Genomic DNA, 11,996 nt, shown 5'->3' with positions numbered 1-11,996 from the left:
TGGTATCATGCGCCCGCCGCCCGAACGACCCATTCATGTACACCCGACTCCAACGCGAAACCTGGCTGCGCCATCCGCCGCGCGCCACCGTTCCCGCCGCGCTGCGCCCCTGGCTGACCGACCCCGGCTCGCTCACCGCACGCATCCGTGCGCGCTGTACGGACTTCCGCGTGCGGGTGATCTCGCAAAGGCTGAAGCGGCCGAATCGGGACGAGGCCTGGCTGCTCGGCCTGCGTGCCGGCGAACTGGCCTGGGTGCGCGAGGTGTTGCTGGTGGCCGACGGCCGGGCGGTGGTGTTCGCAAGGTCGGTGCTGCCCCGCCACAACCTGCGCGGCGCCTGGAACCTGTTCCACGGCATCGGCGCGCGCCCGCTGGGTGCGGCGCTGTTCGCCGATCCGCGCATCGAACGCCAGCCGCTGGCCTGCATCGGCCTGGACCGGCGCGATGCGCGCTATCATCGCATCGCCGCCGCCCTGGCCGGGCAAGGCCTGCCGTCCCGCGTGTGGGCACGCCGTTCGGTCTTCCTGCTCAACGGACGCGCCTTGCTGGTCAGCGAAGCCTTTGCGCCGGCGATCCTCGATCTGCCCGCCTGAACACCATGACGCTCACCGAACGCTTTCCCCTCTACTGGCGCCTGATGCGCCTGGACAAGCCGATCGGCATCCTGCTGCTGCTGTGGCCCACGCTGTGGGGGCTGTGGGTGGCCGCCGAGGGCTTTCCGCCGCTGCATGTGCTGGCCATCTTCGTGCTCGGCACCGTGCTGATGCGCTCGGCCGGCTGCGTGATCAACGACTACGCTGACCGCGATTTCGACGGCCATGTCGAGCGTACCCGGACGCGGCCGCTGGCCACTGGCGCGGTGGGTACGCGCGAGGCGCTGTGGCTGGCGGCCGGGCTGTCGCTGGCGGCCTTCGTGCTGATCCTGCCGCTGCCCGCGCTGGTGCTGTGGCTGTCGGTGCCCGCCCTGTTCCTGGCCGGCAGCTACCCGTTCACCAAGCGCTTCCTCGCCATTCCCCAGGCTTACCTCGGCGTCGCCTTCGGCTTCGGCATCCCGATGGCCTTTGCCGCGGTGCGCGGCGAAGTGCCGGCCATCGCCTGGCTGATGCTCGCCGCCAATGTGTTCTGGGCGGTGGCCTACGACACCGAGTACGCCATGGTCGACCGCCCGGACGACCTCAAGATCGGTATCCGCACCTCGGCGATCACCTTCGGCCGCTTCGACGTGGCGGCAGTCATGCTGTGCTACGCGGCAGCCTTCGCGCTGCTCGCCGTGTCCGGTACGGCTGCGGGGCGCGGGCCGGTCTTCTTCGCCGGCCTGGCGGTGGCCGGCGGGATCGCGCTCTACCATTACACGCTGATCCGCGGACGCGAGCGCGCCCCGTGCTTCAAGGCCTTCCTGCACAACAACTGGGTCGGTGCGGCGATCTTTGTAGGCCTGGTGGCGGATTACCTGTTATTCGGTTGAGCGGAACGGCTCAAGTCTCTGCACGACTCCGCTCCACCGGTGAGTTCTCTGTCGCCCCCGCGCGCGCCTGTGGATATGCGGGCCATAAGGAATGGATACTGCGCAAACCGCGGCAGTAATGATTACTATCTTTTCACCCAGTAGTCTATTTCATTGAAATACCCAAGCACGGGGCTCCATGAGAGAAGCGACATGATCAGGCGTGCCCCCCTGTCTACGACGACGACCTTGTTGCCGTTACGGTCGTCATATAAATAATGGCCGCGATCCGAAAGATACCCATTAACGGTGTCGCTGGCTGTCTGGCCGTACACGCGAACCGACATTGTTTGTCGATAGCTGGCTCCATTGACGTACATTGTTCCTGAGGCATAGAAGCCGTCGCGCCCTTCCGTATCAAGCAAGGTTCCGTCCTGCATCTGAATGGTTGCTCTTTGCAGGGAGTACTCTCCATCAAGCGTGGTAATGTCGGCAGAGCCAACGACGACGAACGTCTGTTTTGCCTGGCTCCATTCAAGAATCGTAGATGAGTCGCCATTTGGAAAGTCAGGTACGACAACAGTTTTCTGCTGGTCTCTGAGAAAAGGTACGCCCCCCGACCTGACTGTGTTGAACAGACGCTTTTCCAGAAGGGCCCCGTCGGCATAAACCGCAATTTCGTGCACACCTTCGTTCGGCTTGCTGTAGTTGTACAGCAGCGAGAACCCTGTACTCGTGTGACCGCATATCGACCCTGTGTCGCTTCTCAGGCTACCGACCCCGGATTTTCCCTGGGAAACACCGTCGATAAATACCGTTATCTCCTTGGCCGTGCAGTGCCAGCCAGAGATTACCCCGATTCCGGATTCCGTAGAGTTCGCCACGGGATTCTCAAGGTAGCCTTGGGCGAAGGAGAGCATTGGGGCAAACAATAGAACGGACAGTAGATTTTTCGGCATGCGTTTCTCCGCATCAGTGGAATATGAGGTTCGATTTCAGAAAATCGTATGTGATATGTCATTATAATCTAGGGTCTTTCGCCGTGGAAGCTGGCGTGGATGAGGCTGGCTGGCCGTCATCGACCGCTCGAAGCGATTGTTTCAGCAGCGGGCCGCCTGCTTGGCGCTGCCCCCACTCCTTTCGATGCCTCCCAGGCGAGTGATCGGGCTATCATTCGCCCCGGACCAACAAGGAACTCCCCCGCATGCACTTCATGACCGCCCTGAAGGCCGCCTGGCAGCAGCGCAACAGCCTGCTGTGCGTGGGCCTCGATCCCGATCCGGCCAAATTCCCGGCCCACCTCGCCGGCCGCCCGCAGGCCATCTTCGAGTTCTGCCGCGACATCGTCGACGCCACTGCGGATCTGGCCTGTGCCTTCAAGCCGCAGATCGCCTATTTCGCCGCACACCGCGCCGAGGACCAGCTCGAGGCGCTGATCGAACACATCCACACGCATCACCCGGCGGTGCCGGTGATCCTCGACGCCAAGCGCGGCGACATCGGCAGCACCGCCGAGCAATACGCGGTGGAGGCCTTCGAGCGCTTCAAGGCCGATGCCATCACGGTCAATCCCTACATGGGGCGCGACTCGGTCGAGCCCTACCTCGCCTATGGCGACAAGGGCGTGATCCTGCTGTGCCGCACCTCCAACCCGGGCGGCTCGGACCTGCAGTTTCTCGACGTCGGTGGCGAGAAACTGTTCGAGCGCGTCGCCCGCCTGGTGGCCGAGGAGTGGAACGCCAGCGGCAACTGCGGCCTGGTGGTCGGCGCCACCTTCCCGGCCGAGATCGCGCGGGTGCGCGAGCTCACCGGCGAGCTGCCGCTGCTGGTGCCGGGGATCGGCGCGCAGGGCGGCGACATCGCCGCCACCGTGCAGGCCGGGCGCACCATGGATGGCTGCGGGCTGATGATCAACTCCTCGCGCGCCATCCTCTACGCCGGAGTCGACGTAAATGAGGGCGAGGACTTCGCCGCCGCCGCGCGCCGCGTGGCGCAGGACACGCGCGACGCCATCAACGCATGCCGCTAGCTTGCTGAGGATCCCGACTGTTGCATTCGAGTTGCAATGGCGCAGGATATGCGGTTGAATTTGGTCCGCGTCTATCCCGGTGGGTGTGATCACTCTCCAGTAGTGAAATTTTCAGGGAGTTCATTGTGCATTTTTCGAGCATACGGGTTGTCAAGGGGCTTGCGCTGGCCGGTGTGGCAGGTGCGCTGGTTGCGTGTGGTGGCGGTGGTGGCGGCAGCAGCAGCGGCGGTCCGGGTGCATATGTGGTCACTCTGACAGCGGCGAAGACCGAACTGCCGACCAATATCATGGGTGTTCAGCCCGGCATCGGTGTGAATTCGCCCTATACGACAACGATGTACGTCTCGGCCAAACGCGCGAATTCCGGCGATCCCATTCCGGGGGGCGATGACGTCTTCGCCTGCAATGTGGTCGGCGGTCTGGATTCGGCTGTGCTGTACAAGCTCGATGGTACCGACGAGGAGGATGACGACGGCAACCCGATAGCCTCCCGTTCGCTGGTGCTTGGCGCCAATGCAGGTGCAGCGAGCTTCCACCTGCATGCAACCAACACGCCGGGAACCGCTACCGTGCGCTGCGCGGTGGATGACAACGGTACCCAGAGGGACACAACGATCAACATCGCGGTCGGACTCTCGACCGGCAAACCGTCGCAGGTGGTTGTGAATGCGGCTGCGCCGGAGTATGTCTTCGTGCAGGGTATCGGCCAGACGACCCAGATTCTGCTGCAGGCGCAGATCCTTGACGATGCCGGCGCCATTGTTCCGAATCCTGCTTCGGGCGTTAACAACCTGTACGCACGCATCGTGCCGACCGTTGGTACGGCCGACGATGACGCCAAGCTGCGCGGCACCGGCGCCGACAATACTTGGGTGAAAGCGCGCTCTGTCAGCGGTCAGGCGTCTTTCACTCTGGTGAGCGGCGCCACTACCGGTTCTGTGCTGGTCGAGGTGTTGTCCGATCGCGCTGACAATGATGTTGACAATGGTGTCAGCCAGGTAGTGTCGAACATCGTTTCCGTGCCGGTGGTTGCTGCTGTCGGGATGGAGGCGTTGGCGATTCAGGGGGCTGGGGCTTTGCCCGCGGCTACCGAAGGCAAGTCCTACGCCGCCATTGTTCAGGCCTCTGGCGGGGTGCCGCCTTACGTCTGGTCTCTGGTTCCCGGCACCAGCCTGCCTGCCGGTCTGAGCCTGTCGTCCGACGGCGTGATCTATGGAACGCCTTCCGTCGATGGCCCCTTCAGCTTCGCGCTGCGGGTCCGGGACTCGGCAACGTTGCAGCAGACCGCAGAGGCTGTCTACACGATCTCGATTGGTGCCGCGCCAGATCCCGAGCCTGCCGCACTGCAGATTGCAACCAGCTCCTTGCCGAACGGTACGGTGGGCGATCCTTACGCTGCGATACTCGTTGCGACGGGCGGCTCCGGCACGTATTCCTGGTCGGCGGCCAACCTGCCTCCGGGGCTGGCGATCAGTGCGGCTGGTGTGATCACCGGAACGCCGACCTTGGCAGGCACCTATCCGGTTGCCTTTACGGTGAGCGGCGGCGGAACGGCCTCTAGGATCGTGAATATCGTCATCAACTGATCGCATGCGTTAGCCATGTGACAGGCCCGCCGGTTTCGGCGGGCCTGTTTGTCTTCTAGAGCCATGAAATATTCCGACCTTCGCGACTTCATCGCCCAGCTCGAGGCGCGCGGCGAGCTCAAGCGCATCAAGGTGCCGGTGGACACCCACCTGGAGATGACCGAGATCGCCGACCGCGTGTTGCGCGCCGGCGGGCCGGCCTTGTTGTTCGAGCAGCCGGTGACCCGCGGCGTGCCCCAGGCCATCCCGGTGCTGGCCAATTTGTTCGGCACCCCACAGCGGGTGGCGATGGGCATGGGCGAGGACGTGAGTGATGGCGACTGGAGCACCCCGCTGCGCGAGGTCGGCAAGCTGCTGTCCTTCCTCAAGGAGCCCGAGCCGCCCAAGGGCCTGAAGGACGCTTGGGAGAAGTGGCCGGTGTTGAAGCAGGTGCTCAACATGGCGCCCAAGGAGGTACGTTCCGCGCCCTGTCAGGAAGTGGTGTGGGAGGGCGACGAAGTCGACCTGGGCAAGCTGCCCATCCAGCACTGCTGGCCGGGCGACGCCGCGCCGCTGATCACCTGGGGCCTGGTGGTGACCCGCGGGCCGCACAAGAAGCGCCAGAACCTGGGCATCTACCGCCAGCAGGTGCTGGGGCCGAACCGGGTGATCATGCGCTGGCTGGCGCATCGCGGCGGTGCGCTCGATTTCCGCGAGCACCAGCAGGCTCACCCCGGCGAACCCTTCCCGGTGGCGGTGGTGCTGGGCTGCGACCCGGCCACCATCCTGGGGGCGGTGACGCCGGTGCCGGACACCATCTCCGAATACCAGTTTGCCGGTCTGCTGCGCGGTGCCAAGACCGAGCTGGTCAAATGCCTCGGCTCCGACCTGCAGGTGCCGGCCTCCGCCGAGATCGTGCTGGAAGGCGTGATCCACCCGGACGACATGGCGCCGGAAGGCCCTTACGGCGACCACACCGGCTACTACAACGAGGTCTCCGACTTTCCGGTGTTCACCGTCGAGCGCATCACCATGCGCCGCCAGCCGATCTACCACTCCACCTATACCGGCAAGCCGCCCGACGAGCCGGCCATGCTGGGCGTGGCGCTCAACGAGGTCTTCGTGCCGCTGCTGCAGAAGCAGTTTCCGGAGATCGTCGACTTCTACCTGCCGCCGGAAGGCTGCTCCTACCGCCTGGCGGTGGTCAGCATCAAGAAGCAGTACCCGGGGCATGCCAAGCGGGTGATGTTCGGCATCTGGAGCTTCCTGCGCCAGTTCATGTACACCAAGTTCATCATCGTGGTGGACGACGACGTGGACATCCGCGAGTGGAAGGAAGTGATCTGGGCGATGACCACCCGGGTCGACGCCACCCGCGACACCACGCTGGTGGACAACACGCCGATCGACTACCTCGACTTTGCCAGCCCGGTGGCCGGCCTGGGCTCCAAGATGGGTCTGGACGCCACCAACAAGTGGCCGGGCGAGACCAGCCGCGAGTGGGGTACGCCCATCGTCATGGACGCCGCGGTAAAGGCGAAGGTCGACGCAATGTGGGACGAGTTGGGCCTGTAGGCGCGGCCTCGGCCGCGATCCGGTAGGTTCGCGCCGGGCGACGGCTCAGTGCCCCTCCCACACCCATTCGAGCAGCGCATCCTGCGCCGCCTGGCTGGCCGGCGCCTGGGGGTGGTTGACCATCATCACCACCGCGTGGCGGCGGCCGTGGCGGTCGAGCACATAGCCTGCCATCGCGCGCACGCCGTTGAGCGTGCCGGTCTTGATGTGGGCGTGGCCGCTGGCCGGGCTGCCGTTGAGACGCTTGCGTGCGGTGCCGTCCACCCCCGCCATCGGCAGCGCAGCGACGAACTCCGGCATCCACGGGCGCTGCCAGGCGGCGAGCAGCAACTGGCCGAGCGCGTCCGCGCGGATGCGTTCGATGCGCGACAGGCCTGAGCCGTTCTCGACTATCAGGCCGTCGGTGGCGATGCCGGCCGCAGCCAGCTGCGCGCGTGCGACCAGTGCACCGCCGCTCACCATGTCGGGTGCGCCGGTGGCCGAGGCGCCAAGCGTGGCCAACAGCTGGCGGGCGATGACGTTGCTCGACCACTTGTTCATGTTGCGTACCACGTCGCCGAGCGGGTCCGAATCCTCGGCCAGCAGGGTGTCCATCTGCGCTGGCGCCAGACCTGTCCGCACCCGGCCGCCCAGCCGTCCGCCGACCTCGGACCACAGCGCGGCCACCAGCGCCACACCGTAGGTCTCCGCCGCAAGGGGGGCGGCGCTCCAGTCGCGCCGTCCGCAGCTGGCCGGCAGGCGCCCGTCCAGCTCCAGGCGGGTGCCGCCGGGCGTGCTCGCCAGACGGGCTTCCAGGGCGTGGTACCACACCCCGCAGCCGCCGCCCGCGGTGAGGATGCGGTTGTCGATCGTGAGGCCGGCCAGCGGCGGATCGGCGGCCAGCGTCACCGGTTCACCGGGCCTTGCGCCCGGCACCAGCGTGAGGCGCAGGGTGTTGTAATGCAGCAGCAGGCCGTGCGGGCCGGCGTTGTACGGGCGCAGGCCGCGCCCATCGAAGGCGTCGGGGTCGTGCGGCGGCAAGGTCAGCGCCGAGCCGTCGAGCACGATGTCGCCGGCGATGCGCTCGATGCCCAGCGCGCGCAACTGGCGCAGCATCTTCCACAGCCGTTCGTAGCTGAGCATGGGGTCGCCGCCGCCGACCAGGTAGAGATTCCCCTGCAGCACGCCGCCCTGTAGCGCGCCATCGGTGCCCGCGCGGGTGGTCCAGGTATAGGCCGGGCCGAGGCGCTCCAGCGCGGCGAAGGCGGTCACCAGCTTCATCACCGAGGCGGGGTTCATCGGCCGTTCGGCATTCAGCGTCAGCGCGGGAGTCCGTGCATCCACGCCCTGCACCCAGATGGCGGTGTCCTCCAGCGGCACGCCCGCGCCTTCCAGCGCCTGGCGCACGTTGCGCGGCAGGCCGGCCGCGTTGGCGGCCGCGGTGGCCATTGTCAGCAGCAGGCAGAAGATGAGCAGGAAACGGTGGGCAAGGGACATGTGGAAGGGCAAGCGTGACGGGGCGGAGTAGAATCCCGGCATTCGCCGCCGGGCGACCGGGAGTTATTTTACGCATCCCGCGCGGCAGAACCTTCTTCGACGGATTCCGACATGATTCTCGTGACAGGCGGCGCCGGCTTCATCGGTGCCAATTTCGTGCTCGACTGGCTCGCCACTGCTGACGAACCGGTGGTCAACCTCGATGCGCTGACCTACGCCGGCAACCTGGAGAACCTCGCCCGCCTGCAGGGCGATGCGCGCCATGTGTTCGTTCAGGGCGACATCTGCGACCGCGCGCTGGTGGACCGCCTGCTCGCCAGTCACCGCCCGCGCGCCATCGTGCATTTCGCCGCGGAAAGCCATGTGGACCGCTCCATCCATGGTCCGGCCGCCTTCGTGCGCACCAACGTGGAGGGCACCTTCACCCTGCTGGAGGCGGCGCGCGCCTACTGGGGAGCGCTGGATGCGGACGCGCGGGCAGCCTTCCGCTTCCTGCACGTATCCACCGACGAGGTGTACGGCTCGCTCGGGCCACAGGATCCTCCGTTTGCCGAAACCAAGGCCTATGAACCCAACAGCCCGTACTCGGCCAGCAAGGCGGCTTCTGACCACCTGGTGCGCGCCTGGCACCACACCTATGGGCTGCCGGTGCTCACCACCAACTGCTCGAACAACTACGGGCCGTACCAGTTTCCCGAGAAGCTGATCCCGCTGGTGATCGCCAACGCCCTTGCGGCCAAGCCGCTGCCGATCTACGGCGACGGCATGAACGTGCGCGACTGGCTGTACGTGGGCGACCACTGCGCGGCGATCCGCGAGGTGCTGGCGCGCGGCCGGCTGGGCGAGACCTACAACGTCGGCGGCTGGAACGAGATGCCCAACATCGAGATCGTGCGTACCATCTGCGCGCTGCTCGACGAATTGCGTCCGGACCCCGCCGGCCCGCACGAGCGCCTGATCACCTACGTGCAGGATCGGCCGGGGCACGACCGCCGCTACGCCATCGACGCGCGCAAGATCGAGCGCGAACTGGGCTGGCGGCCGGCCGAAACCTTCGCCACCGGCATCCGCAAGACCGTCGAGTGGTACCTGGGCAACCAGGACTGGGTGGCCCATGTGCAGAGTGGCGCCTACCGCGACTGGATCGCTGCCAACTACGCGGCGCGCGGGGAAAAGGCATGAGGATCCTGCTCACCGGCGCGCGCGGCCAGGTCGGCTGGGAACTGGCCCGCAGCCTGATGCCCTTGGGCGAGGTGATCGCGCCCGGGCGGGAGCGCTGCGACTTGGCTCGCCCCGAGACGCTGGCCGCGCTGGTCGCCGAGCTGGCGCCCCAGGTGATCGTCAATGCCGCGGCCTACACCGCAGTCGACCGGGCGGAAACTGAGGAGACGCTCGCGCACCGCGTCAATGCCGAGGCGGTGGGCGAACTGGCCGTGGCAGCGCGTCGCGCCGGCGCCCTGCTGGTGCATTACTCCACCGACTACGTATTCGACGGCAGCAAAGCCGGCGCCTACCTGGAGGACGATCCGGTCGCGCCGCTCAACGCCTACGGACGCGGCAAGCTTGCCGGCGAGCAGGCGGTGGCGGCCGCCGGCTGCGACTACCTGATCTTCCGCACCACCTGGGTGTATGCGGCGCGCGGGGCCAACTTCCTGCTCACCATGCTGCGCCTGGGTGCCGAGCGCGAGGTGCTGCGCGTGGTCGCCGATCAGTTCGGTGCGCCGACCTGGGCGCGCAACATCGCGGATGCCAGCGCCCAGGCCGTCGCCCAGGCCTGCCGCGAGCGCGCCGCCGGCAACTTCCGCTCCGGGCTGTTCCACATGGCCGGAGGCGGCGAGACCAGCTGGCACGGCTTTGCCGAGGCGATTTTCGCGCACGCGCGCCGGGTGCTGCCGGACCGGGTGCTGAAGGTGGCGGAAGTGGTGCCTATCGGTAGCGCCGATTACCCGACGCCGGCCGCCCGGCCATCGAATTCCCGCCTTGACCAGCAGGCGCTGGCGGCGCGCTTCGGCCTGCGCCTGCCGCACTGGGAGCAGGCACTGCTGCGCTGTCTGGAGGAGTTGGGCGGGCGATGAGCGGTTTTGGCCATTTCGACCGTGACGCCCAGGAGTTGGAGCGCGAGATCATCCGGCGCGGCATCGCGCTGGGGATAGACTGGGACGACGCGGCGGCAGTGCGGGCCCTGGCGCGCGAGGCGCTGGATTGCGATCCGGCGTGCAACCTGGAGGCACTGCGCAGCCCGGACCGCCAGCGGCGTGCACGCGCCGAACTGTTCGCGCTGGCCGAGCTGATGCTCAGGACGATGAAGCAGAGCGCCGAGTTCGGCGTGCATACTCACGGCGGGCCGGTATGGAAGGCCTTCGGCCGTGCGTTGATCGAGGAAGCGGAGCGCGGAGCAGGGGAGCCCTGAGCGACGGCCCCGGCCTTTCGGCCGGGGAGGGGGGGCGGGCTCAGTCCAGCGGGCGTTCGCCGGCGTACAGCTGCTCGACCGCCTCGCGCGCGCGCGCCAGATGGACGCGCTCGCCATCGACGATCAGCTCCGCGGCCCGCGGGCGGGTGTTGTAGTTGGAACTCATCGCCATGCCGTAGGCGCCGGCCGACAGCAGGGCCAGCAGGTCGCCGGGTTCGACCGCCAGTTCGCGGTCGTGGGCGAGGAAGTCGCCGCTCTCGCAGATCGGGCCGACGATTTCATAAGGCCGCGACGCCGCCGCGCGCGGCGCGACCTCGACCACGTCGTGCCAGGCGTCGTAGAGCGCCGGACGGGCGAGATCGTTCATCGCCGCATCCACCACGGCGAAGTTCTTTTCCACGCCCGGCTTCAGGTACTCGATGCGGGTCAGCAGCAGGCCGGCGTTGCCGACCAGCGAGCGCCCGGGTTCGAGCAGCAGTTCCTCGCGCCGGCCTTCGAGCAGCGACAGCAGCGGGGCGAGGTATTCGGCCACCGCCGGCGGGTTCTCGTCGCGGTAGCGGATGCCCAGGCCGCCGCCCAGATCGATGTGCTCGAGCACGATGCCTTCCGCCGCCAGGCGGTCGACCAGGCCGAGTACCTTCTCGGCGGCTTCCACCACCGGGGCGCCGTCGAGCAGCTGCGAGCCGATGTGGCAGCCGATGCCGGCCACCCGCAGCCCTGGCAGGGCGGCGGCGCGGCGATACAGCGTGAGCGCTTCGTCGAAGGCCACGCCGAACTTGTTGCTGCGCAGGCCGGTGGAGATGTAGGGATGGGTCTTGGGGTCGACGTCCGGGTTGACGCGCAGGGCGATCGGCGCGACCTTGCCCATCTGCTGCGCGACCGCGGACAGCCGGTCCAGTTCGGCGGCGGATTCGACGTTGAAGCAGCGGATGCCGGCATCCAGCGCCTGGCGCATTTCGGCCTCGCTCTTGCCTACACCGGAGAACACCACCCGCGCCGCATTCCCGCCGGCTGCCAGCACGCGCGCCAGTTCGCCGCCGGAGACGATGTCGAAGCCTGCGCCCAGGCGGGCGAAGGCCGACAGCACGCCGAGGTTGGAGTTGGCCTTGACCGCGTAACACACCAGCGCCGGACGGCCGGCGAGCGCGTCGCGATAGGCTTCGAAGGCAGCGCTCAGCGCAGCCAGCGAGTACACATAGGTCGGGGTGCCGTGTGCGGCGGCAATGTCAGCCAGCGCCACGCCTTCCAGACGCAGTCCGCGCTCGTCGCGCGACAGGGTGGGAACGGGGAATTCTTGCTTCATTGGGTCGGCGCCTGCTTGGGGTCGTCTTTGCTATGATCGGCGCCCGCAGCCGGCGCGGCCGGTGGCTCGGGCAGGTAGAGCGAGCCCTTGATGCCGCAGGCGGAGAGGATGAGCGTGCTGGCGAGCGCTGCGAGAAGAGTCGTGTTGCGCATGGCTGTAAGGCCGTCGGGCCGCTAAAAGACGGGAATGCTAAC

The 11,996-nt window shown here is 67.2% G+C and carries 12 protein-coding genes; 8 read left to right on the top strand and 4 right to left on the bottom strand.

Features of this window, described 5'->3' with window-relative positions; all coding sequences use genetic code 11:
• The first annotated feature begins 35 nt into the window (after nucleotides 1-35).
• Nucleotides 36-593 (top strand): chorismate--pyruvate lyase family protein, encoded by a 558-nt coding sequence (locus IAI53_RS11525; RefSeq protein ID WP_187718345.1) that lies wholly within the window; start codon nucleotides 36-38, stop codon nucleotides 591-593.
• 5 nt (nucleotides 594-598) lie between these two features.
• Nucleotides 599-1,465 (top strand): 4-hydroxybenzoate octaprenyltransferase, encoded by an 867-nt coding sequence (gene ubiA / locus IAI53_RS11520; protein ID WP_187718344.1) that lies wholly within the window; start codon nucleotides 599-601, stop codon nucleotides 1,463-1,465.
• 125 nt (nucleotides 1,466-1,590) lie between these two features.
• Here the strand turns inward: ubiA and IAI53_RS11515 are convergent, their stop codons facing one another.
• A complete protein-coding gene (locus IAI53_RS11515) occupies nucleotides 1,591-2,403 on the bottom strand; it encodes a hypothetical protein (RefSeq protein WP_187718343.1) in 813 nt (270 codons plus the stop codon).
• A gap of 245 nt (nucleotides 2,404-2,648) precedes the next feature.
• Here IAI53_RS11515 and pyrF point away from each other — a divergent pair, with 245 nt between their 5' ends.
• The 3 genes from pyrF (at nucleotide 2,649) to ubiD (ending at nucleotide 6,613) form a co-directional block, all read left to right on the top strand.
• Nucleotides 2,649-3,473 (top strand): orotidine-5'-phosphate decarboxylase, encoded by an 825-nt coding sequence (gene pyrF / locus IAI53_RS11510; RefSeq protein ID WP_187718342.1) that lies wholly within the window; start codon nucleotides 2,649-2,651, stop codon nucleotides 3,471-3,473.
• Nucleotides 3,474-3,598: 125 nt separating this feature from the next.
• Nucleotides 3,599-5,059, top strand: coding sequence for an Ig domain-containing protein (locus IAI53_RS18750; RefSeq protein ID WP_187718341.1), 1,461 nt, complete (start codon nucleotides 3,599-3,601; stop codon nucleotides 5,057-5,059).
• A 63-nt stretch (nucleotides 5,060-5,122) separates the two neighbouring features.
• A complete protein-coding gene (ubiD, locus tag IAI53_RS11500) occupies nucleotides 5,123-6,613 on the top strand; it encodes a 4-hydroxy-3-polyprenylbenzoate decarboxylase (protein WP_187718340.1) in 1,491 nt (496 codons plus the stop codon).
• A 45-nt stretch (nucleotides 6,614-6,658) separates the two neighbouring features.
• Here ubiD and dacB read toward each other — a convergent pair whose 3' ends face one another.
• Complete coding sequence (gene dacB, locus IAI53_RS11495) at nucleotides 6,659-8,089, bottom strand: D-alanyl-D-alanine carboxypeptidase/D-alanyl-D-alanine endopeptidase (RefSeq protein ID WP_187718339.1); 1,431 nt, start codon at nucleotides 8,087-8,089, stop codon at nucleotides 6,659-6,661.
• A 111-nt stretch (nucleotides 8,090-8,200) separates the two neighbouring features.
• Here dacB and rfbB point away from each other — a divergent pair, with 111 nt between their 5' ends.
• Genes rfbB through IAI53_RS11480 form a run of 3 tightly spaced genes read left to right on the top strand, consistent with a single transcriptional unit; the run spans nucleotide 8,201 to nucleotide 10,499 of the window.
• Entirely contained in the window at nucleotides 8,201-9,271 is a 1,071-nt protein-coding gene (rfbB, locus tag IAI53_RS11490) for a dTDP-glucose 4,6-dehydratase (protein WP_187718338.1), read from the top strand.
• Entirely contained in the window at nucleotides 9,268-10,164 is an 897-nt protein-coding gene (gene rfbD, locus IAI53_RS11485) for a dTDP-4-dehydrorhamnose reductase (protein ID WP_187718337.1), read from the top strand. Before rfbB ends, rfbD begins: the two co-directional genes overlap by 4 nt.
• Nucleotides 10,161-10,499, top strand: a complete 339-nt coding sequence (locus IAI53_RS11480) for a hypothetical protein (protein WP_187718336.1) — start codon at nucleotides 10,161-10,163, stop codon at nucleotides 10,497-10,499. Before rfbD ends, IAI53_RS11480 begins: the two co-directional genes overlap by 4 nt.
• A 40-nt stretch (nucleotides 10,500-10,539) precedes the next feature.
• Here IAI53_RS11480 and lysA read toward each other — a convergent pair whose 3' ends face one another.
• Both lysA and lptM read right to left on the bottom strand, forming a co-directional pair.
• Nucleotides 10,540-11,802, bottom strand: coding sequence for a diaminopimelate decarboxylase (gene lysA / locus IAI53_RS11475; RefSeq protein WP_187718335.1), 1,263 nt, complete (start codon nucleotides 11,800-11,802; stop codon nucleotides 10,540-10,542).
• Entirely contained in the window at nucleotides 11,799-11,954 is a 156-nt protein-coding gene (lptM, locus tag IAI53_RS11470; protein WP_187718334.1) for an LPS translocon maturation chaperone LptM, read from the bottom strand. The genes lysA and lptM overlap by 4 nt, the downstream gene beginning before the upstream one ends.
• Between the last annotated feature and the right edge of the window lie 42 nt (nucleotides 11,955-11,996).

This window comes from Thauera sedimentorum (assembly GCF_014489115.1).
GTDB lineage: Bacteria > Pseudomonadota > Gammaproteobacteria > Burkholderiales > Rhodocyclaceae > Pseudothauera > Pseudothauera sedimentorum.
Note: the sequence above shows the minus strand (reverse complement) of the source record. Positions and strands in the feature narration are given on the sequence as shown.

Coding starts and splice junctions, on each gene's coding strand:
- IAI53_RS11525 (WP_187718345.1), top strand. CDS start 36: ATGTACACCCGACTCCAACGCGAAACCTGGCTGCGCCATCCGCCGCGC.
- ubiA (WP_187718344.1), top strand. CDS start 599: ATGACGCTCACCGAACGCTTTCCCCTCTACTGGCGCCTGATGCGCCTG.
- IAI53_RS11515 (WP_187718343.1), bottom strand. CDS start 2,403: ATGCCGAAAAATCTACTGTCCGTTCTATTGTTTGCCCCAATGCTCTCC.
- pyrF (WP_187718342.1), top strand. CDS start 2,649: ATGCACTTCATGACCGCCCTGAAGGCCGCCTGGCAGCAGCGCAACAGC.
- ubiD (WP_187718340.1), top strand. CDS start 5,123: ATGAAATATTCCGACCTTCGCGACTTCATCGCCCAGCTCGAGGCGCGC.
- dacB (WP_187718339.1), bottom strand. CDS start 8,089: ATGTCCCTTGCCCACCGTTTCCTGCTCATCTTCTGCCTGCTGCTGACA.
- rfbB (WP_187718338.1), top strand. CDS start 8,201: ATGATTCTCGTGACAGGCGGCGCCGGCTTCATCGGTGCCAATTTCGTG.
- rfbD (WP_187718337.1), top strand. CDS start 9,268: ATGAGGATCCTGCTCACCGGCGCGCGCGGCCAGGTCGGCTGGGAACTG.
- IAI53_RS11480 (WP_187718336.1), top strand. CDS start 10,161: ATGAGCGGTTTTGGCCATTTCGACCGTGACGCCCAGGAGTTGGAGCGC.
- lysA (WP_187718335.1), bottom strand. CDS start 11,802: ATGAAGCAAGAATTCCCCGTTCCCACCCTGTCGCGCGACGAGCGCGGA.
- lptM (WP_187718334.1), bottom strand. CDS start 11,954: ATGCGCAACACGACTCTTCTCGCAGCGCTCGCCAGCACGCTCATCCTC.